Annotated in this window: 18 protein-coding genes; 7 read left to right on the top strand and 11 right to left on the bottom strand. The window is 70.8% G+C overall.

What is annotated here, in order from left to right:
• The first annotated feature begins 720 nt into the window (after nucleotides 1-720).
• A complete protein-coding gene (locus LX16_RS11500; protein ID WP_147137931.1) occupies nucleotides 721-1,698 on the top strand; it encodes a DUF4192 domain-containing protein in 978 nt (325 codons plus the stop codon).
• A gap of 12 nt (nucleotides 1,699-1,710) precedes the next feature.
• On the opposite strand, the gene fdhD is transcribed toward LX16_RS11500, so the two are convergent.
• Nucleotides 1,711-2,529, bottom strand: a complete 819-nt coding sequence (fdhD, locus tag LX16_RS11495) for a formate dehydrogenase accessory sulfurtransferase FdhD (protein WP_147137929.1) — start codon at nucleotides 2,527-2,529, stop codon at nucleotides 1,711-1,713.
• A 55-nt stretch (nucleotides 2,530-2,584) separates the two neighbouring features.
• Between fdhD and mobA the strand changes: the two genes are divergently transcribed.
• A complete protein-coding gene (gene mobA, locus LX16_RS11490) occupies nucleotides 2,585-3,217 on the top strand; it encodes a molybdenum cofactor guanylyltransferase (RefSeq protein ID WP_211354464.1) in 633 nt (210 codons plus the stop codon).
• A gap of 7 nt (nucleotides 3,218-3,224) precedes the next feature.
• Here mobA and LX16_RS11485 read toward each other — a convergent pair whose 3' ends face one another.
• A complete protein-coding gene (locus tag LX16_RS11485) occupies nucleotides 3,225-3,962 on the bottom strand; it encodes an SDR family NAD(P)-dependent oxidoreductase (protein WP_147137924.1) in 738 nt (245 codons plus the stop codon).
• A 97-nt stretch (nucleotides 3,963-4,059) separates the two neighbouring features.
• On the opposite strand from LX16_RS11485, the gene LX16_RS11480 reads away from it, so the two are divergent.
• Nucleotides 4,060-6,321, top strand: a complete 2,262-nt coding sequence (locus LX16_RS11480) for a bifunctional salicylyl-CoA 5-hydroxylase/oxidoreductase (RefSeq protein ID WP_147137921.1) — start codon at nucleotides 4,060-4,062, stop codon at nucleotides 6,319-6,321.
• 14 nt (nucleotides 6,322-6,335) lie between these two features.
• Here the strand turns inward: LX16_RS11480 and LX16_RS11475 are convergent, their stop codons facing one another.
• Together LX16_RS11475 and LX16_RS11470 are read right to left on the bottom strand one after the other, a co-directional pair.
• A complete protein-coding gene (locus tag LX16_RS11475) occupies nucleotides 6,336-7,265 on the bottom strand; it encodes a rhomboid family intramembrane serine protease (RefSeq protein ID WP_147137919.1) in 930 nt (309 codons plus the stop codon).
• A complete protein-coding gene (locus tag LX16_RS11470) occupies nucleotides 7,265-7,777 on the bottom strand; it encodes a peptidylprolyl isomerase (protein WP_211354462.1) in 513 nt (170 codons plus the stop codon). Before LX16_RS11470 ends, LX16_RS11475 begins: the two co-directional genes overlap by 1 nt.
• A 299-nt stretch (nucleotides 7,778-8,076) precedes the next feature.
• Here LX16_RS11470 and LX16_RS11465 point away from each other — a divergent pair, with 299 nt between their 5' ends.
• A complete protein-coding gene (locus tag LX16_RS11465) occupies nucleotides 8,077-8,325 on the top strand; it encodes a hypothetical protein (protein WP_147137913.1) in 249 nt (82 codons plus the stop codon).
• Between the two features lie 345 nt (nucleotides 8,326-8,670).
• Here LX16_RS11465 and LX16_RS11460 read toward each other — a convergent pair whose 3' ends face one another.
• The 4 genes from LX16_RS11460 to LX16_RS11445 form a co-directional block, all read right to left on the bottom strand.
• Nucleotides 8,671-9,762 carry an aminotransferase-like domain-containing protein gene (locus LX16_RS11460; RefSeq protein WP_147137910.1) on the bottom strand — a complete coding sequence of 364 codons (1,092 nt, stop codon included), beginning with the start codon at nucleotides 9,760-9,762 and terminating at the stop codon, nucleotides 8,671-8,673.
• Between the two features lie 113 nt (nucleotides 9,763-9,875).
• Nucleotides 9,876-10,514 (bottom strand): bacterial proteasome activator family protein, encoded by a 639-nt coding sequence (locus LX16_RS11455; protein ID WP_147137906.1) that lies wholly within the window; start codon nucleotides 10,512-10,514, stop codon nucleotides 9,876-9,878.
• Nucleotides 10,515-10,662: 148 nt separating this feature from the next.
• Nucleotides 10,663-11,454: an enoyl-CoA hydratase-related protein gene (locus LX16_RS11450; protein WP_147137903.1), complete on the bottom strand. Its 792-nt coding sequence runs from the start codon at nucleotides 11,452-11,454 to the stop codon at nucleotides 10,663-10,665.
• Nucleotides 11,455-11,488: 34 nt separating this feature from the next.
• Nucleotides 11,489-12,427, bottom strand: coding sequence for a formylglycine-generating enzyme family protein (locus tag LX16_RS11445; RefSeq protein WP_147140690.1), 939 nt, complete (start codon nucleotides 12,425-12,427; stop codon nucleotides 11,489-11,491).
• 11 nt (nucleotides 12,428-12,438) lie between these two features.
• Between LX16_RS11445 and LX16_RS11440 the strand changes: the two genes are divergently transcribed.
• The gene (locus tag LX16_RS11440) at nucleotides 12,439-13,179 is read left to right on the top strand and encodes an alpha/beta hydrolase family protein (RefSeq protein ID WP_147137900.1); all 741 of its coding nucleotides are present in this window, start codon (nucleotides 12,439-12,441) and stop codon (nucleotides 13,177-13,179) included.
• A gap of 1,049 nt (nucleotides 13,180-14,228) precedes the next feature.
• Here LX16_RS11440 and LX16_RS11435 read toward each other — a convergent pair.
• Both LX16_RS11435 and disA read right to left on the bottom strand, forming a co-directional pair.
• Nucleotides 14,229-16,634, bottom strand: a complete 2,406-nt coding sequence (locus LX16_RS11435) for an FtsK/SpoIIIE domain-containing protein (RefSeq protein ID WP_147137897.1) — start codon at nucleotides 16,632-16,634, stop codon at nucleotides 14,229-14,231.
• A 108-nt stretch (nucleotides 16,635-16,742) separates the two neighbouring features.
• Nucleotides 16,743-17,795 carry a DNA integrity scanning diadenylate cyclase DisA gene (gene disA, locus LX16_RS11430; RefSeq protein WP_147140688.1) on the bottom strand — a complete coding sequence of 351 codons (1,053 nt, stop codon included), beginning with the start codon at nucleotides 17,793-17,795 and terminating at the stop codon, nucleotides 16,743-16,745.
• A 189-nt stretch (nucleotides 17,796-17,984) separates the two neighbouring features.
• Here disA and LX16_RS11425 point away from each other — a divergent pair, with 189 nt between their 5' ends.
• Nucleotides 17,985-18,584: a hypothetical protein gene (locus tag LX16_RS11425; protein ID WP_147137894.1), complete on the top strand. Its 600-nt coding sequence runs from the start codon at nucleotides 17,985-17,987 to the stop codon at nucleotides 18,582-18,584.
• Between the two features lie 15 nt (nucleotides 18,585-18,599).
• On the opposite strand, the gene LX16_RS11420 is transcribed toward LX16_RS11425, so the two are convergent.
• Entirely contained in the window at nucleotides 18,600-19,058 is a 459-nt protein-coding gene (locus LX16_RS11420; protein WP_147137891.1) for an Lrp/AsnC family transcriptional regulator, read from the bottom strand.
• Between the two features lie 94 nt (nucleotides 19,059-19,152).
• On the opposite strand from LX16_RS11420, the gene LX16_RS11415 reads away from it, so the two are divergent.
• Nucleotides 19,153-20,031 carry an SMP-30/gluconolactonase/LRE family protein gene (locus LX16_RS11415; RefSeq protein WP_147137888.1) on the top strand — a complete coding sequence of 293 codons (879 nt, stop codon included), beginning with the start codon at nucleotides 19,153-19,155 and terminating at the stop codon, nucleotides 20,029-20,031.
• Nucleotides 20,032-20,045: the final 14 nt, after the last annotated feature.

Genomic DNA, 20,045 nt, shown 5'->3' with positions numbered 1-20,045 from the left:
ACGCACACCATGGTGCCGGGCTCCGGCTCTCCTCCCGTGGAGCCGCAGCCCCCGACTCCGGTTCTTTATCCGTGTTGAACCCGAGTCCCCCGCCCCGGCCGTTCCCCCGTGCCGCCGGGGCGGGCCCCATCCCCCTCTCCGGTATACCCGTAGGGTTCTGGAACGCCCGTCCCGTCACGCGCCACACGCCCGCGCCGATTCCCGACGGCCCATGGGGTGATCACGTCCGGCGACGTCGTCGTGTCACCACGGAACCCGGCGCCGATCCGGTTTATCCGGGTGCGCGCGGGCGAACGCATTTCCGATCATGACAGCGCGCGCGCCCGCCCACTATTGTCACAAACCGCCGGGCGCACTCGGAATGATCAATTCCCGCGTCGTATCCGCAAGTCAGGACGGTGGCGATTCCGGGTCTCGACAGTCCACCATGGAACTGTCGGTGAAACCGCGCGCGGTTCCGGCCCATAGACCCTCCACAACCCGGACCGCCGGGCACCCGTCGTCCACAACCGGCCGGTTATCCACAGCCCCGCGCCCGCCGGCTGGACGTCCCCCTCACCGCGACCATAGGCTCGACGCCATGGGGAGGAGGAGTGGCGGCCCCCGAGCCGGTACGTGCCGACAACCCCGGCTCCGCCCGTCGTCCACAACCGGGTGGTTATCCACAGCCCCGGTTCCTCCGATTGGCGTGGTCGGCCGGATTCTCCGACTCTGGACGGCATGGAGACCGCGAAACGGGCGAATCGCCCGGACATCACACTGACCTCCCCCGCCGAGCTGTTGTCGGCGGTGCCGTATCTCCTGGGGTACCACCCCAGCGACAGCATGGTCCTCATCGGCATGGCCGGCGACGGCATCGCCGTCACCGCGCGCGCCGGCCTGCCCGGTCGCGACGAACCACCCGACCGGCTGGGCATCACCGCCCACGCACTGCAGAACAACGAGGTCGACGGCGCGATCCTGGTGGGATACGGCCCCGCCGACCGCGTCACCCGCTGCGTCGATTGGCTGCGGCGGTTGTGCGACGTCAACCGCATCGACCTGGTGGAGGCCCTGCGGGTCACCGAGGGCCGGTTCTGGTCCTACCTGTGCGAGGACACCGAATGCTGCCCCGTGGAGGGCACCGCCGTCCCCGGCGACGACTCCAGTGTCGCCGCCGAGTTCACCCTCGCCGGGTCGCAGGCGCTCCCGTCCCGGGAGACGCTGATCCGGCAGTTGGCGCCGGTGACCGGCCGCACCCGGCAGGCGGTGGCCGACGCGACGCGGCGACTGCTGGAACTAGTCGGAGACGGTGACCGCGCCGACCGTGACACCTTGCGGGACAAGGCGTTGGCCGTGTTGGACCACAGTGTGGCGACCGGTGAACTGCCCAGTCTGGCCGACACGGTCTGGCTCGGGGTCGCTTTGGAGGACAACGAGATCCACGACGCGGCGCTGCGCAGCGTCGACCGTCCCGGCAACCGCACCGGTGTGTCGCTGTGGATCTGGCTGACGCGCCACGTGCAGGCCGGCTACCGTGCCCGGGCCGCCGCGTTGCTGGCGTACGCCGCGTGGCGCGCCGGAAACGGCGTGCTCGCCGCGGAGGCGGTGGCGATATCGCTGGCGGGGCTGCCGGAGGGGAGACTGGCGGGGCTGATGCGGCACATCCTCACCGCGGGCACTCCGCCGTGGAAGACGGTGGAGTTCGGGTCCCGATGAGCACTCCGCCGGCTACGAGTCCTCTTCTCCGGGTATCCGCTGGAATCCGGTGTAGACGTTGGCGCCGCCGTCTCGGACGAACCCGGCCAGCGTCATCCCCCATTTGGCGGCCAGATCGACCGCCAGCGTGGTCGGCGCCGACACGGCCGCGATCACCGGTATGCCCGCCATCGCGGCCTTCTGGACGATCTCGGCACCGACCCGGCCGCTCACCGCCAGGATCGCGCCGCGCAGCGGCAGCCGGTCCTGGCGCAGTGCCCACCCGACGACCTTGTCGACGGCGTTGTGCCGTCCGACGTCCTCTCGGACGCATTCGCGCCGCCCCGAGTCGGTGAACAGGGCGGCGCCGTGCAGGCCGCCGGTGCGGTCGAAGACCCGCTGCGCGGATCGCAGTGCGTCCGGTAGGCCGGTGAGCAGTTCCACCGGGACGGTCACCGGGTCGGCGGCGATGTCGTGTCGTAGCTGCGGGTTGAGTTGCTCCCACAGTTCCGCCATGCTTCCGGAGCCGCACGCGCCGCACGCGCTGGACACGGCGAAGTCCCGGCGGCGCGGTGGCGCGGCGAACCGCAGTGTGACGTCGAGGACGTTCAGGTCGCTGTCGGTGCAGTGCTTGGCGGTGACGGTGTCGGCGGCGGCGGTGATGACGCCTTCGGCGTGCAGCAGTCCGAGGGCGAGGTCGACGTCGTCGCCGGGAGTGCGCATGGTGACGGTGTAGGGCGTGCCGTTGAGCTGGATCTCCAGCGGTTCCTCACCGACGATCGCGTCGGCGCGGAATCGGCGACCCTGCGGGTTGACCCGCAGGATCCGGCGGCGGTCACTCACTCGTCCCATGACGGTGACGGTAACCGGCTGGCGGTTCCACGGCCACCGCCGGTAGTTTCGAGGTGTGGTGACACACGAACCGGTGGTGGATCCGATCGGTGGGGAGCAGCCGGATGCCAGGTACGCCGTCGTGGTGCTCGCCGGGGGAGCCGCGGTCCGGATGGGCGGGGTGCCGAAGCCGGAGTTGACGGTCGGTGGCCGGAGCCTGCTGCGCCGGGTGATGGACGCGGCCCCGCAGGCGAGTCCCCGTGTCGTGGTGGGTGACGTCCTCGGTCGGGGTTTCATCGTGACGATCGAGGACCCGCCCGGTGGCGGTCCCGCGTACGCGTTGCGGGCGGGACTGGCGCACATCCCGTCGACGGTGCCGTTGGTCCTGGTGCTGGCGGCGGATCTGCCCTTCCTCACGCCGCAGGTCGTGGAGGCGTTGTGCGCGGCCTCGGACGACCGGTACGACGGGGCCGTATTGGTCGACCACCACGGTCGTCCACAGTGGTTGTGCGGGGTGTGGCGGCAGCCGGTGCTGCGTGACCGGTTGGCCGACTGCGCCCCGGGAACGGGGATGCGTCAGGTCCTCGGGACGCTGCGGTATGCCGAGGTGGGCTGGTTCGACAGTGACCTTCCCGCCTGGTTCGACTGCGACACACCGGATTCCCTGGAGTACGCCCGCCGCCTGGAGCGGGAGTTCCGCGCCCGGTGACGGGCGGTCACGGCGGCATGTGACGGCCGCCGTTGACGTCGAGGGTCACTCCGGTGATGTAGGCGGCGTCCCGGGAGGCCAGGAACAGGATCGGGGCGACCAGTTCGGACAGTTCCGGCATCCGGCGCAGCGGGATCGCCGCGATGACGGCCTCCCGTTCGTTCGCGGGTAGCGCGTCGAACATCGCGGCCACCCGGGGCGTCGGGAACAGGCCCGGCGCGACCGCGTTGACCCGGACACCGTCGGGCCCGACGGTGGCGGCGAGCCGGCGGGTGAGACCTCCGACGGCCGCCTTGGCGGCGGCGTACGGCACACCGGTGACGGGTGAGGGCTGTCGGCCGCCGATCGACCCGCACGTCACGATGCAACCGCCTGTGGCGGTGAGGAACGGCAGGGCCGCCGCGCAGGCGTGGTAGGTGCCCTTGACGTTGACGTCGAGGACGAGGTCCACGTCGGCGGGTGTGATGTCGCCGGTGTCGCGGGGCGTGCCGAGCGAACCGCCCGCGAGGGTCACCAGTACGTCGATGCGGCCCAGCCGCCGGTGGGCCTCGGTCACGGCGGCGCCGACGGCCTCGGCGTCGGCGACGTCCACGGTGAGGTCGGCGCCGTGGAGGTCCATGCCGACGACCCGGCCGCCCTCGTCGGCGAAGGCGCGGCACACCGCCCGCCCGATACCGCCGGCCGCTCCGGTCACCACGATTCCGAGACCGGCGAAACGGGCTCGCGAATCATTGACGACCGTCATGAAGGCACCATACCCTGAATGTCCGCCGGTCCATCCCGGACGGGTGCCGGCCGGTTGGGCGGGCGGGGCACCGGAGCGACGTCACAGGAGGGCACTGATGCGCATCGCGGTCATCGGCGGAGGGCCCGCCGGGCTCTACTTCGCCGCGCAGGCGCAACGCCGGGATCCCGGCCACCACATCGACGTGTTCGAACGCAACCCCTCCGGCCGCACCTACGGGTTCGGTGTCGTGTTCTCCGGCGAGACCCTCGACTCGATCCGTGACACCGACCCGGTGGTGCACGCCGCCATGGCCGCACGGTTCGTCGCCTGGCAGGACATCGACGTGCATCTGCGTGCCGAACCGGACGCGCCGGGCAGCCTGGTGTCGTCCACCGGTCACGAGTTCGCCGCGATGAGCCGCCGCGACCTGCTGTCACTGCTCGCCGACCGCTGCCGGGAGACGGGGGTACGGATCCGGTTCGGGGAGTCGGCGCCGCCCGCCGCGGAACTGGCCGGCGACTACGACCTGGTGGTGGCCGCCGACGGTGTGCGGTCGGCGACCCGTTCCGCCCGCCCCGAACGGTTCGGCGCGAAGGTCGTCAACCACCGGTGCCGGTACGTGTGGCTGGGCACCGACCGGCTCTTCGAGTCGTTCACCTTCGACGTCCGCGCCACCGAGCACGGCGTCATGCAGATGCACGCCTACCCCTACGGCGACGGCTCCACCGTGATCATCGAGATGCCGGAGGAGGTGTGGCGGGCGGCCCGGCCGGGGCCGGAGGACTGCGCCGCGCTGTTCGCCGACCGGCTCGACGGGCACGCGCTGCACGACGGCGGCACCGGATGGACCACGTTCGCGACGGTGACCTGCGACCGGTGGTACGACGACCGGACGGTGCTGTTGGGCGACGCCGCGCACACCGCGCACTTCTCGATAGGTTCCGGCACGAAACTCGCCATGGAGGACGCGGCGGCGCTGGCCGCCGCGCTGCACCGGCATTCCGACGTCCCGGCGGCGTTGGCGGAGTACCAGGCGGAGCGGCAGCCGGTGGTGGCCTCGACGCAGCGGGCGGCGGCGGCGAGCCTCGAATGGTTCGAGGACGTCGGCCAGTACCTTCGGCAGCATCCGCTGCGGTTCGCGTTCAACCTGTTGACCCGGTCGCGCCGCATCACGTACGACAACCTGAGGTTGCGGGATCCGGAGCTGGTGGACCGGGTGGACGACTGGTTCGCGCGGACCGAGACCGAACGCGGCGCGACCCCCGGGCCGGTGACGCGCCGGCCTCCGATGTTCCAGCCGTTCACGTTGGGCGGGCTCCCGCTGCGGAACCGGGTGGTGGTGTCTCCCATGGACATGTACTCGGCGGTGGACGGTGTCCCGGGTGACTTCCACCTGGTGCACCTCGGTTCCAAGGCGCTCGGCGGCGCCGGCCTCGTCATGACGGAGATGGTGTGCGTGTCGGCGACCGGCCGCATCACGCCGGGCTGCACCGGCCTGTACGACGACGCCCACACCGAGGCGTGGCGGCGGGTCGTGGAGTTCGTGCACCGGCACAGCGACGCCCGGATCGGCGTCCAGTTGGGGCATTCCGGCCGCAAGGGTTCGACCCGTCTCATGTGGGAGGGCATCGACGCGCCGCTGCCGGAGGGGAACTGGCCCCTGGTGGCGCCGTCGCCGTTGCCGTACCGCGCGGACAGCCAGACGCCGAAGGAACTGGACCGGGCGGGGATGGCCGAGATCGTCGCGGAGTTCGCGGCGGCGGCGCGGCGGGCCCGGTCGGCGGGTTTCGACCTGTTGGAGCTGCACTGCGCGCACGGTTACCTGTTGTCGAGTTTCATCTCCCCGTTGACGAACCACCGCGACGACGAGTACGGCGGCCCGTTGACCGGCAGGATGCGGTTCCCGTTGGAGGTGCTGGCCGCCGTCCGGCGGGAGTGGCCCGGCCCGGTGACGGTCCGGGTGTCGGCGACGGACTGGCACGACGACGGCCTGTCCCGTGACGAGTCGATCGAGGTGGCGCGGATGTTCGCCGCCGCGGGCGTCGACGGTGTCGACGTGTCGTGCGGCCAGGTGGTGTCGGACGAACGGCCCGCGTACGGCCGGTCGTTCCAGACGCCCTACGCCGACCGGATCCGGCAGGCGTTGGCAGAGGAGTACCCGGACGTGGCGGTGATCGCGGTGGGGGCGATCTCGTCGGCCGACGACGTCAACTCGATCATCCTGGCGGGACGCGCCGACCTGTGCGCCCTCGGGAGGGTCCACCTGTGGGATCCGGCGTGGACGTTGCACGCCGCCGCCGACCAGGAGTTCCCGGTGGAGTGGCCGGTGCAGTTCGCGGCGGGTAGCCGGAGGCCGCCGGTGTCGCGGCGGGTGTGACGGCGAACCGGCCGTTACGTGAAGGGGACCGCCGACAGTAGTTGCCCGGTCCGCCAGATCACGGCGGCGGCGAACAGTGCGATCACAGCCACGAACGCGCCCGCCTGGATGAGGTTGCGGTTCTCGCGCGGCGCGTGGGACAGCGCCCAGCCCAGCAGGAGACCGGTCACCAGGCCGCCGATGTGCCCGGTGATGCTGATGTTGCTTCCCGGCAGGAATGTGATGAACAGGTTGATGCCCAGCAGCACGTACAGGCCGCTGTTGTCCCGGCTGAGTCGCCGGTTCACCAGCAGGAGTGCCCCGAACAGGCCGAAGATGCTGCCGGAGGCGCCCGCCGCGAAGCTCATCGGGTCGGCGAACAGGTAGGTGGCGACGCCGCCGCCGAGACCGCTCACCAGGTACAGGCCCAGGTAGCGCAGCGGCCCGAGGTCGCGTTCCAGGTACCGGCCGATGATCCACAGGACGTACATGTTGAACGCCAGGTGGATGATCCCGTAGTGCAGGAACATCGACGTGACGAGCCGGTAGTACTCGCCGTCGGCGATGCCGAAGGCGGCGAACTGGCCGTTGTTCAACTGGATGTACGGCCCCGGGAACACCGCGCCGTACAGGTGGAACTCGGTCATCCCGCCGAGCAGGACGTTGCGGATGGCACCGCCGCCGCCGGTGAGTGAGACGAGCAGCCCGATCAGGAACACCGCGACGTTGACGCCGACCAGGACCTTGGTGACCAGGCCGGTCCGGCCCCGCATGGAGCCGCCGAAGGCGGTGCGGGCCTGCCGGACCGTCCTGCGGCCCTCGGTGACGCATTCGGGGCACTGCCAACCGACCGAGGCCTCGTTCATGCAGTCCGGACAGATCGGCCGGTCACAGCGCACGCATTTGACGTGTGTCTCCCTGCGTGGATGCCGATAGCAGACCGGCACGACCTGTTCGTGTGTCATTACCGCGCAATGGTAACGCGGTCGATGCGTATCTCGCTCTTCGGACGATCGCCGCGATCGGTGTCGGTGGTGGCGATCGAGTCCACGACCTTCTGCGAGGCCGGGTCCTTCACCTCACCGAAGATGGTGTGGCGGCGGGTCAGGTGCGGCTGCGGGCTGACGGTGATGAAGAACTGCGAACCGTTGGTGCCGGGTCCGGCGTTGGCCATCGCCAGCAGGTAGGGCTTGTTGAACACCAGGTCGCTGTGGAACTCGTCGGCGAACTCGTAGCCCGGGCCGCCGCGGCCGGACCCGGTCGGGTCGCCGCCCTGGATCATGAACCCCTCGATGACGCGGTGGAAGACCACGCCGTCGTAGTACGGGCCGCTGCCCGGCTTGCCGGTGGTCGGGTCGACGTAGTCCTTGGTGCCCTCGGCGAGGCCCACGAAGTTCGCCACGGTCTTTGGCGCGTGGTTGTCGAAGAGCTGGATCTCGATGTCGCCCACGTTGGTGTGCAGGGTTGCCGTTGTCATGTCGCCCATCGTGCCATGCCGGTGCCGGTTCGCCGCGACCCGGCACGGCCGTGGCCGGGGACGTCACCGTGGAGGGTGGTGCGGAGGGGGCGGTGACCACCTGAAGCGGTTCGGGCACATATCCGGAGTTTGCGGGGCAGGATGTGGGGGTAGCCAAACACGGGAGGTGAATCAACGTGATCTTGCTGAACCGTCGTACACCTAAGAGCCGTGCCCAGCAGATTCGTGGAGAACTCGCTCAGGGCTTCGGCCATTTCAGGTCCGCCACCAGTTGTGCCGCCAGCGGCGCGGCGGAGAGGATGGCGCCACGCATCGACAGTGCCCTGACCATCGTGGGACTGCGCAAGAAGCGCCGTGCCCGTTGGCCGTGGGTCGCGGGTGCGGTCGCCGCCGGGGCCGCGGCCGCGGCGGCCGGGCTGATGCTGATGCGTCGTGGGAACGAACGAGAAGACGACCTGTTCGCCGACGACCCGAGAGCGGAGGGGCTGACCTACCCCGAAGCGACCGTGGAGGACCGCACCGAGACGTTCGTGGCGGCCACCCGGTAATCCCGGTACCGCGCGTGAGGCGGCCCGGCGGATCCGTTCGCCGGGCCGTCGTCGTGTGCGGGTGCGGCCCGTGAACGTAAACGTGGCGCCGGGGGCACGCTCGCTGCGGGGGGGAGTCAGCGAGTGCGCCACCCGACGCCACATGGGGGGGCGGGGGTAAAGCCTCCTGGACGCTAACGCGTCGCATGTCTGTGATTCTTATCCGTCATGAGTGGGGTTGCAAACCCTTCCTCGTGGCGGTTGTCCGCCATGGCGTAACTACGCCAGGGTAGTCATGCCGGACGGTCTTCATGTCCTCACAGTACGTTCATCATGGTCGCGAAGCGATCACGAAGTCGTATCGAATCACCGGCAGTCGGCGACGGCGGCCGCCAATCGGCGAACTCCTTCGTCCACCCGGTCGGCCGGGACCGCCGAATAGGCGAGCCGCAGCGAGTGCTCCCCGCCCTCCAGGACGAAGTCGGTGCCCTTGACCACCTGCACGCCGTGTTGTTCGGCGGCGGGGAGGAGCCGGTGCACGTCGACGTCGGATCCCAGGTCCACCCACAGGAAGTAGCCGCCGTCGGGGACGGTGAACTCGGCCTGCGGCAGGTGGGTGCGCAGCGACGCGGCCAGGGTGTCGGCGCGCTCGGCGAGCGCCTTGCGGACCGTCCGGATGGAGGCGTCGAGTGCCCCGGAGATCGCGAACTGGTGGATGGTCGCCTGCGCCAGCATGTTGGGCGCGATGTAGGTGTTGGTGGCCATGGCCGCGATCTTGCTGATGAGCGCGGTCGGACCCACGAGGTAGCCGGTCCGCAGGCCCGGGCACACCGTCTTGGAGAACGAGGACGCGAACACGACCGACCCGGTGGTGTCCTGGGAGAGCATCGTCGGCAGGTCCTCGCCCCGGAATCGGATGTCCAGGTACGGGTCGTCCTCGAACACGGTGAAACCGTACTGGCCCGCCAACTCCAGCAACCGGACCCGCTTCTCGGCGGACAGTGTCACGCCCGCCGGGTTCTGGAAGTTCGGGATGATGTGGGCCAGTGCCGGCCGAAGTCCGGCGGTGAGCCGTTCGGCGAGCTCGTCGACGTCGAGGCCGTCCTGCTCCAGCCCGATCGGGTGCAGGTCGCCGCGCCGGTTGCGCAGTCCGAGCAGGGTGCGGTCGTAGGTGGGGCGTTCCACGACGACCGGCGTGTCCGGTTCCACGAGCGCGTCGAACAGGAACGCGTCGGCCTGCATTGAGCCGTTGGTGACGAGGACCTGGTTGACGTCGACGCCGTGCTTGTCAGCGATCCACTCCCGCAACGGCGGGTAGCCGACCGAGGTTCCGTAACCCGCGACCCGGGCGGGGTCGGAGTCGAACGCGGCCACCGCGGCGGCCTTGAGTCCTTCGATGTCGACGATGTCCAGGCTCGGCGCGCCACGGGAGAACGAGATGACGTCTGCTGCTGACATGCCATGAATGGTAGAGGTGCCGTCGCAGGCCGTCGTCGGCAGCGGCCCTGGTCAGCCGAGCGTCGCCGGCCCGGGTGCCCGCCGGCCGGGACCGGTCGGCGGGGGTTCACCCGTCAGAGGTACTGGCCGTGTCCGGCGTCGTCGTCGTCGCGGCGGCCCGCGAGCATCTGCTGCATCCCGGCGGGGATCTGGCCCCCGGCGGGCAGGGCGGGCATGCCGCCGCGCCGCATCTGCTCCAGTTGCATGCGCGCGGCCATCTGCTGCGCCATCAGCGCCGCCTGGATGCCGTGGAACAGTCCTTCGAGCCAGCCCACGAGCTGCGCCTGCGCGATGCGCAGTTCCGACTCCGACGGTGGTTTGTCGGCCTCGAACGGCAGCGACAGCCGCTCCAGTTCCTCACGCAGCTCCGGCGCGAGGCCGTCCTCCAGTTCCCGGATCGACCGGGCGTGGATGTCGCGCAACCGGGTGCGGCCGGCCTCGTCGAGAGGGGCCGCGCGGACCTCCTCCAGGAGTTGCTTGATCATGCTGCCGACCCGCATCACCTTGGCGGGTTGTTCGACCAGCTTGGCCGGGTCGTTGGACTCGCCGGTCTCCGGGTCTACCTCCATGGTGCCCAGCGGCTTCCCGTCGGGTCCCATGACGAGCACGGTGGCGGGTCCCTCGTCCTCCTGGGCGGCGTCCGCCCGCTCGTCGGCCGTCTCCGGCTCTTCGGGCCGGGAATCGTCGGTGGGCTTGTCGGTGTGCTCAGTCATCCCTGCTAGTCCCCAACTGTCTCGTCGCGTGTCTGTCGAGACTAAATCCTGTGCCATGGTGCGGCAAATCGGCCGGACCCGGTCTCGGCACGGAGGTGGTCGGCGCGTCCCCCGTCCCGTACCCGTTCGGCGCGGGTCTCGGACACGTTCAGCGGCGGAACCTGCGGAAGTCCGGGTCGCGTCGCTCCGCGAAGGCCTCGGCGCCCTCGGCGGCCTCCTCGGTCCGGGTGAACAGGTCGAGCCCGTCGAACGCCAGGTGGGAGATGCCGCCCAGGTGGTCGGTGTCAGCGTTGAAGGAGTGCTTCAGGAACCGCAGCGCCGTGGGGGAGCGCCGGTTGACCTCGGCGGCGGTGCGGCGGGCCGTGTCGAGCAGTTCCCCGGGTTCGGTGACGAGGTTGACCAGGCCCCAGGACAGGGCGGTGTCGGCGTCGATCAGTTCGCACAGATACCACATCCAGCGGGCGCGTTTCTCGCCGATGACGCGCGCCAGGTACGCCGAACCGAAGCCGGCGTCGAAGCTGCCGACCCGTGGACCCGACTGCCCGAACCGGGCGGTGTTGGACGCGATCGACAGGTCGCACAGCACGTGGAGGACGTGTCCGCCGCCGACGGCGACCCCGTTCACGGCGGCGATCACGGGTTTCGGTACGTCGCGGATGATCCGGTGGAGGCGTTCGATCTCGAAGGAGCCCCATTCGGTCTCGCCGTATCCGCCGGTCGCGGCGCGTTCCTTGACGTCGCCGCCCGCGCAGAACGCCCGGTCGCCGGCTCCGGTGAGGATGATCGCCCCGACGTCGGGGTCGGTCCACGCGGTCTTGAAGCAGTGGATGAGTTCGTCGACGGTCCGGCCCCGGAACGAGTTCATCCGGTCGGGCCGGTCGATGGTGACGGTCGCGGTGTGGTCGGCCTTCTCGTATCGCACATCGGTGAGGTCGCGCATTGCCACACGGTAGAGCATGCGCCGGGCCGTCGGGCTATGCCGCGCAACGGAAACCGGTGTTTCCGGTGCTGGAGTCCGGGGTGTTGAAGGTGCGGGCGGCCACCCGGTACCGGTTGCAGTACGACTCGTGGCACAGGTGGGAGCCGCCCCGGGTGACGCGCGCGGTCCCGGTGTCCGGTCCGGTGGGGTCGACGTCACCGGTGCGGTCGGTGCCCCACCGGTCGGCGCACCACTCCCAGACGTTGCCCGCCATCTGGTACAGCCCGTAACCGTTGGGGCGGTAGGTCTTGACCGGCGCGGTGCCGACGTGGCCGTCGTCGGCGGTGTTGACGTGCGGGAACCGGCCCTGCCAGATGTTGCAGCGGTGCGCGCCGTTGACGATCAGGTCGTCGCCCCACGGGTAGCGGGCCTGTTCCAGGCCGCCTCGCGCGGCGGCCTCCCACTCGGCCTCGGTCGGCAGACGCTTACCGGCCCAGGTGGCGTAGGCGACGGCGTCGTGCCAGGACACGTGCACCACGGGATGGTTCTGGAGGGTCGCGGCGGAGGAACCCGGCCCGGCGGGTGCCCGCCAACTCGCGCCGGCGACCGGCAGCCACCACGGCGTGTCCGGCAGCGAACCCGCCACCAGGCTGCGACGGGCCAGCGGCGTCGCCGACGTGTGGAAGACGTACGACCAGCCTTCGCGTTCGGCCTCGGTGACGTAGCCGGTGGCCTTCACGAACGCCGCGAAGCGCGCGTTGGTGACGCACACCGGGTCGATGTGGAAGGCCGACAGGGTGACCGGTCGCGGCGGTCCCTCGGCGTCGCCGGGGTTGGCGTCGGGGTCGTCGCCGCCGAGGACGTACCTTCCGGCCTCGACGCGCACCATGCCCTTGAGGACGTCGCGACGCGCGCGTTCCGGCACCGGGAACCCCGGGCCGGCCGGTTCCGGGCGGCCGGGTTCCCGGCCTGGCGCGCAGCAGTCCACGGCCATATTCTGCACACATGGCCGATTCCCGCGACATCCTGACCCGGCCGGCGGCGGCCGGGGTCACCGACGTCTACGGTCCCGATCCGGATCAGGTGGTGGAGTGGTTCACGCCGGTGTCGCCGCCGCGCGCCACGGTCGCGGTGGTCCACGGCGGGTTCTGGCGCCCGGAGTACGACAGGGCGCACCTGCGGCCGTTGTGCGGGGCGTTGCGCGACGCCGGGATGCGGGTCGCGGCGGTGGAGTACCGGCGCGGGGTGGCGCCGGCGGTGACGGCGGGGGATGTGGCCGCGGCAGTGGGGCACGTCGGTGAGGCGGTGGCGGGTGAGCCGCTGCTGCTGTTGGGGCATTCGGCGGGCGGCCACCTGGCCCTGTACTTGGAGCCGCGGGCGGCGGTGCCGGTGGCGGGGGTCGTGGCCCTGGCGCCGGTCACCGACATGCGGGACGGTTGGCGCCGTGACCTGGACGGGGGCGCGGTGGCGGCGTTCCTGGGCGGGTCCCCGGAGGAGGTTCCGGACCTGTACGACGAGTTCACCGTGGCGGAACCCGGTTCCCGGGCGGTGGTGTTGCACGGTGACGTGGACGAGTGGGTGCCGGTGGAGATGTCCCGGGAGTACGTGGCGCGGACCGGCCGGACGGTGCTGCGTGAACTGCCCGGGGTGGGTCACTTCCCGCCGATCGATCCGGAGTCGGCGGTGTGGCCGGTGCTGCGCGAGACCTTGGACGACCTGGCGACGGGACGACCGGCGACACACTGAGACTCCATCATGGACACGTCGGGTGGAGGACGGTTTCCTGAAGCCCGGCTGAATAACCCGTTGACACCGTTTCGCCCGTTTTGTGATACTTCGCGGTGTGGGGTGGTTTGCCCCCGGTCGGGGTGGGGCGTGGCCGTTGGACGTTTCGGCGCCCTCCGGCCGACTTCGCCCGGTCCGGCCGACCACGCCGACATTCTGACCCACCAAGCCGCCCGGTTCCGGCGCACCGCCGGCCCCGGAAACCGGGTGGGGGTCTCCAGGCGCGGTGCCGCACCGTGTGTCACCGTGCCGCGACAGAGGCGTGCCCCCGGGAGGCGGAGCCTCGACCGGGGGCACTATCATTTGAATTGTCGAGAAACAAATGAATGGGTCCGAGGCTACCAGGAAGTCTCCGGGGAGTGTCGAACCCTCGTCAGACCCCAGGTGGGCCGCAACTGGGTTACCAAGCGACCGGTTCGACGAGCCGTCCCTCAGAAGGTGAACTCGTTTTACTGGAGAGAACGTCCGAGAGTCGTTGCCCCTCACCGTGTGAACCGGGGGGCGGAACACGGTAGGCCCAGACTCAGCGTGCAGAGCGTTGGCGGCGGATTCAGACCACACCGGGCCACCGGTGTGCCCGTCACCTGGAGGCGTCTCACATGCCGCCCTAGCGTCGCCGTAACAAGCCCGCCTGTGTGACCGAAGCCGACCGACGCGACGGAGACCACAGCCCACACCCGCACTCGAATGCCCGGATTATCCACGTCCGTCCCGAATGCGGGCTGGGCTCACTCCGCCTCCCTCAGCTCAAGAGACACCACGAAGGACCAAGGAATCTCGATCGTTTCCAGCCATTCAGAACCGACCACACGGCAGGCCGCCGGTCTCCTCAACCACCTGCTCGACTCCGGTGAGATCACACACCGCGAACTCGGTCGGCACCGTCGGGTGAGGCTCGCAGACCTCCAGGAGTACCGGCGCCGGGATGACGCGGCACGTCGACGGGCCGCCGACGAACTCGCTGAACTCACAAAGGAACTGGGGTTGTACCCGTGACGACGACCGGCCGGTCAGGTCCGGTCGGGGGCGGTGAAGGGGACCAGGAGGTCCTGGGTGCCGGCCTGCCGGTCCAACAGCAGTGCCCGGCCCGGCCTGGGCCGCCAGTCGGCCGCGGACTGTCCGAAGTGGTTCATCAGCTCGTCGCCCGGGATGTTGAGCACGAGGTTGCACGCCACGTCCTCCCGTCCCGAGGTACCGCCGATGTCCTCCATGAAGCGGCGCAGGCTCCGCCACCAGCCGAGCAGGTGGACACCGTTCCCGGGGCCGCGCCGCAGCAGCCGGCGCAGGTCGGCCTGGCCGGTGCGGTCGAGCGTCACCAGGTCGAGGCCGAACCCGATGAGATACGCGGGACCGTCGTGGTCGGCGAGCTCGGAGATCACCCGCGCCACCGCGTCCGGGTCGGTGAGACGTTCCGGCGCGGCCATGCCCGCCAGCGCCGACTCCACCGCGCCGGGTTCGGCGAGTCCCGCGATCACGTACCGGGCCGTCGGCTGCTGCCTGGCGAGCGACCTGGCGGCGGCCGCGAGGGTCTGCGCGCCCGCCCGGTCGCTGCCGAGCACCGCGACGTGGCGGCCGGGTGTCCGGTCGAGTCGCACCGAGGCGGCGCGCAGTGAGGCGTCCACCCGCCTGCCCAGCAGCACCTCCGGCGGGTCCGAGGCCACGAGTGCGCCGTATTCGGGTTGTTCCTCCAGGGTGACCTCGGCGTACCCGTAGAACACCGTGGGCGCCGGGGCCTCACCGCGCCGTTCCCACATGTCGTGCCGCAACCTGAACAGCGTCATGGTGTCGGCGTGCGCGTTGGGGAATCTGATCCGGCGGTCGCGGCCGGCGACTCCACCGTCCACGTTGATCACGGCCTCCCCGGTGCGGAGGTTCTGGGCGGCGGTGTTCCTGCCGTCGAGCACCGACGTGGCGCCCGGCAACGCCACCCGCATCCCGAACTGGCCGAAGATGGAGTCGCGTTTGGTGTACAGCGCCTCGATGCCGGAGGTCGTCTGGCTGGCTAGCACCAGGTGGACACCGTAGGACCGGCCCTTGCGGGCCAGGTTCTCCAGTACGGCGACCGCCTCCCTGGCCAGCCGGTCGTTGCCCGCGAACAGCACCTGGAACTCGTCGATGAAGCAGACGATGCGCGGCAGCCGCTCGTGGACCCGCAACTGGCCGTAACGTGCGACGCCGTGCCGCTTCATCACCACGGAACGGCGGGTCATCTCGGCGTCGAGCTCCCGCAGGATCGCGACGCCGTACTCGCGGTCGGACTCGACGCCGACCGCCTTCGCGTGCGGGATGTAGGTCGGGTCGGACGGCTGCGGCGTGAACTCGGTGAAGGACACGCCCTCCTTGAAGTCCAACAGGTACAGGGCGAGGTCCTGCGGCGCGTACCGGGCGGCCAGCCCGTACAGCACGTCGAGCAGGAACACCGTCTTACCGCCGCCGGTCCGGCCGCCGATCAGCCAGTGCGGTGTCTCGTCGTCGAAGCGGAGCGACACGACGCCCTGGGCGTCGCGGCCGATGACGGTGGCGAGGCCGTCGGCGGGGTCCTCCCGCCACAGGTCCGGCGGGATCAGGTCGGCGAAGCCGAGTTCGGCGGCGGCCCTGGCCCGGTCGGCGAGCCGCTGCGACTCGGCGGTGAGGTAGTCGGTGGGCTGCGGCGGGTCGAACACGACGGGCACCGCGAGGCCGTCGCGCATCCCGAACGGGGCGTTGGGCGGGTTGCCGACCCGCATGACGTCACCGACGGTGACGTCGACGCTGTCGGGCAGTTCGGGGACGCCGGCGGCGAGGATGCGCAGTCCCGATCCGCTGCCGGACCGGGCGAGCGCGGCGAGCCGGTCCGCGAGGGCACCCGGCAGTGCCGGGGCCGACGCGATGACGAGCAGGAGTTCTCCGCCGCCGTCGCCGAGCAGGTTGGCCTTGACGTGGCCTTCGGCGGCGGCGAGTGCCGCGGTGAAGCCGGACTGGTCGGTGGCGGGCGCGGCGAGGACTCCGGCGTCCATCAACGGCCGGAGCGGCGCGAAGGCGGCGCCGACCGTCTCGGTGTCCACGGCGAGTACCCGCGTGCCGGGCGGCCGGGTGGCGAGTGTCTGGAGCAGCACCGACCGGACGAGTCCGGCGACCCGGGGGTCTCCGGCGTCGGCCGACAGCCGCAGGTGGGCGTGGCCGGGGAACGGCACCATGACGGGGAAACCGCCCTCGTGGAGCCTGCCCTCTCCGATCCGCACCCACCCGGGTTCGCGTCGCAGGGTGTCGGCGGCGGCCCGGAGGCGTTGCCCGAGAACGGTTTCGGCGGCGACGGCCTCGGGGGCCGGGCCGGTCTCACTCGTGGTGTCGAGGACGGCGCGGGTGGCGGCGAGCCGGGCCACGGCGGACAGGTGCCGGGTGACGGCCTGGTCGAAGGTCGCGCGCAGTCCGGGCATCGGGTGCCGTCCCCTCTTCACGTTGACACGACGGTGTTTCCCGCCTCACACGATACCGATCCGGCGGGATTCCCCGGGATGTCGGCTCGGCCGGGGAGGCGCCGCCGGTCAGACGTAGCGTTCCAGTATGGACACCTCGGCGAGCCGGGACAGGCCCTCCCGCACGCCGCGCGCCCGGGCGTGCCCGACGCCCTCGACGTGCTGGAGGTCGTCGACCGTCGCGCCCAGCAGGCGTTGCAGTGAACCGAAGTGCTCCACGATCCTGTCGACGACCATCCCCGGCAGCCGGGGCACCCGGCCCAGCAGCCGGTAACCGCGCGGACTGATCGAGGAGTCGAGCAGTTCGGTGCCGCCGACGTGGCCGAGCGCGCGGCTGACCGCCGTCAGGTCGAGCAGTTCCCCGGCCGACAGACCGTCGAGGGCGCCCAGCGCCGCCGCCAGCTCCGCGCGGTCCCGGTCGTGGGGGAGGTAGTCGCGCACGATCAGGGTGCGGTCGGCGTCGACACCGGCCATCAACTCGTCGAGTTGGAGTGCCAGCAGTCGCCCGTCCACACCCAGTTCGATGACGTAGCCCTCGACCTCGTCGGCGATGCGGCGCACCATCTCCATCCGCTGCACCACGACCATGGCGTCCCGGATGGTCACCAGGTCCTCGATCTCCAGGGCCGACAGCGTGCCCGCGACCTCGTCCAGTCGCGACTTGTACCGTTCGAGCGTGGCGAGCGCCTGGTTGGCGCGGGACAGGATGGCCGCCGACTCGTCGAGCACGTGCCGGTTGCCGTTGACGTAGAGCCCGATGATCCGCATCGACTGGCTCACCGAGATGACCGGGCAGCCGGTCTGCTTGGCGACCCGTTCGGCGGTGCGGTGCCGGGTGCCGGACTCCTCGCTGGGGATCGACGGGTCGGGCATCATGTGCACGGCCGCCCGCACGATGCGCGAACCGTCGTTGGTCAACACCACGGCACCGTCCATCTTGCACAGTTCCCGGAGCCGGGTCGCGGAGAACTCCACGTCGAGGTTGAAACCGCCGGTGCACAGCGACTCCACCGTCTTGTCGAAACCCAGCACGATGAGCGCGCCGGTGTTGCCCCGCAGGATCCGCTCCAACCCGTCGCGCAGCGCGGTGCCGGGCGCCATGAGTGCCAGCGTGGCGCGCATGGGGTCGTCGCGTTCGGGCGTCAGCACGGGTCGGCTCCTTGCGTACGGCGTATGTGCGTGCCTAGTGTACGTAGTGACCGGGCCGGTGATCACCTCGTCGTGCCGCCGCCGACGTGGCGGCGAGACCGCGACGCGCGGAGGCACCGCCCGGGCCCCGAGGCACGGACCTGGAGCGGAGGTGACCGGCGAATGCAACGGCAGGCCGCCGAATGGGTCGTGGTGAGGCGCCGCGCACCCCGGCGCGCCATCGTCCGGCTCGTCACCTACCTGCTCACCGGTGTCGGGATCACGGCGGTCGGTTGGGTCCTGTTCGTCACCGAACCGCAACGGCTGGCGTCGGGTGACCCGAACCCGGCGGCACGCGCCCCGCTCTTCGTCGCGATCTGCGTCGTGTTCGCGGTCGCGGCGGCGACCGTACCGGTGTGGCGACCACCCCGGCTGGCCGTGAACCACTACGGCCTCGCGGTGCGGCCGGGCGCGTTCCGCACCGTCCTACTGCCCTGGGTGCACGTGGAGGAGGTCGCGGCGCTGACGGTCCCGGGCCGCCGCCGCGGCGAGGCATACCTGTTGTTCGCGTGCGACGGCCACCTCGGAAGGCACTCCGGTGACCGGCCCCGGTTCGTAGACCGGGCGGTCCTGCGGGAGGCCGACCGGGCCACCGAGGGACGGGCCACCGGATTCGACCTCGCGGTGCGGCTCACCGACTTCCGGCAGTCGCCGGAGGGCCTGCTGCGGGACCTGGCCGGCTTCGCGCCGCCGCACGTACTGGTCGCCGACCGGGTGGAATGAGGGCGGCCGGCCGCGTCAGGGCGACGGCACCTCGGGCGTCACGGGGCGCGAGAAACCTGTCTCCAGCACCACGGTCGTCTGGGTGCCGGTGACACCGGGGACGTGGAAGATCTCGCGCAGCACCGACTGCAGTCCCTCCGTGGTGGCGGCGCGCACCTTCACCAGCACCGACGCCGTTCCCGCGACGATGTGGGCCTCCTCGATACCGGCGATGCCGGCGAACGCCTCGACGGTGTCGGGGTCGCCCATCCACACGTCACCGGTGACCGTCACGAACGCCAGTACACCCCGGCCGACGGCGGCCGGATCCACCTCGACGGTGGTCCGGCGGATCACGCCGGACTCGCGGAGCCGCCGCACCCGCGCGTGCACCGACGCCGCCGAGAGGCCCACCGCCGCGGCCAGCTCCGCGTACGGTGTGGTGGCGTCCCGTTGCAGCCGGACCAGTATCCGCCGATCGGTCTCGTCGATCACGTCACACCTCGATCGGTATTCGTGGAAACAGTGGTACAACCGTACGTGATTCGATGGAATCGGCCATATGACGATCGTCATTCGAGGAGCTGCGATGTTCAAGGCCAGGTTCGAGGTGCTGGACGAGCGATTCCGGGAGTACTCCGGCGACGAGTACATCGAGGTGATCCACCGGGGAAGCCGCAAGACCGAGGGACCCGCGTACTTCCCGGCGGGCCGGTACCTGGTCTGGAGCGACATACCCAACGACCGGATGCTGCGGTGGGACGAGACCACCGGGCAGGTCGGCGTCTTCCGGGAGCCGTCGGGCAACGCCAACGGCAACACCGTGGACCGGCAGGGCCGCCTCGTCACGTGTGAACAGGGCGCCCGCCGGGTCACCCGCACCGAACACGACGGCTCGATCACCGTACTGGCCGACCGGTTCGAGGGCAGAAGACTCAACAGCCCCAACGACGCGGTGGTCAAGTCGGACGGCTCCATATGGTTCACCGACCCCCGGTACGGGATCACCGGCTACTACGAGGGGAGCCAGGCCGACAGCGAGATCGGCGGCGACCACGTGTACCGGATCGACCCGGCCACCGGCGAGGTGCGCAAGGTCGCCGACGACTTCGTGCGGCCCAACGGCCTGGCGTTCTCCATCGACGAACGCCGGCTGTACATCGCCGACTCGCGCCGACGCCACATCCGCGTCTTCGACGTCACCGACGACGACCGGCTCACCGACCGCGGCGTACTCGCCGAGAACTGGGCCGACGGGATCCGGCTGGACCACCTGGGCCGGATCTGGGCCGCCGGCCTCGACGGCCTGCACTGCTACGACCCCGACGGCACCATGATCGGGAGACTGCCACTGCCCGAGTCCGCGTCCAACCTGGTGTTCGGCGGAGCGAAACGGAACAACCTCTTCATCACCGACTCCGCAGGGCAGGTCCACTCGATCCGGGTGTCGTTCCGGGGCGCCGCCTGACGACCCGACAACCG

This window comes from Stackebrandtia albiflava, assembly GCF_007994225.1.
GTDB classification, from domain to species: Bacteria; Actinomycetota; Actinomycetes; order Mycobacteriales; family Micromonosporaceae; genus Stackebrandtia; species Stackebrandtia albiflava.
Note: the sequence above shows the minus strand (reverse complement) of the source record. Positions and strands in the feature narration are given on the sequence as shown.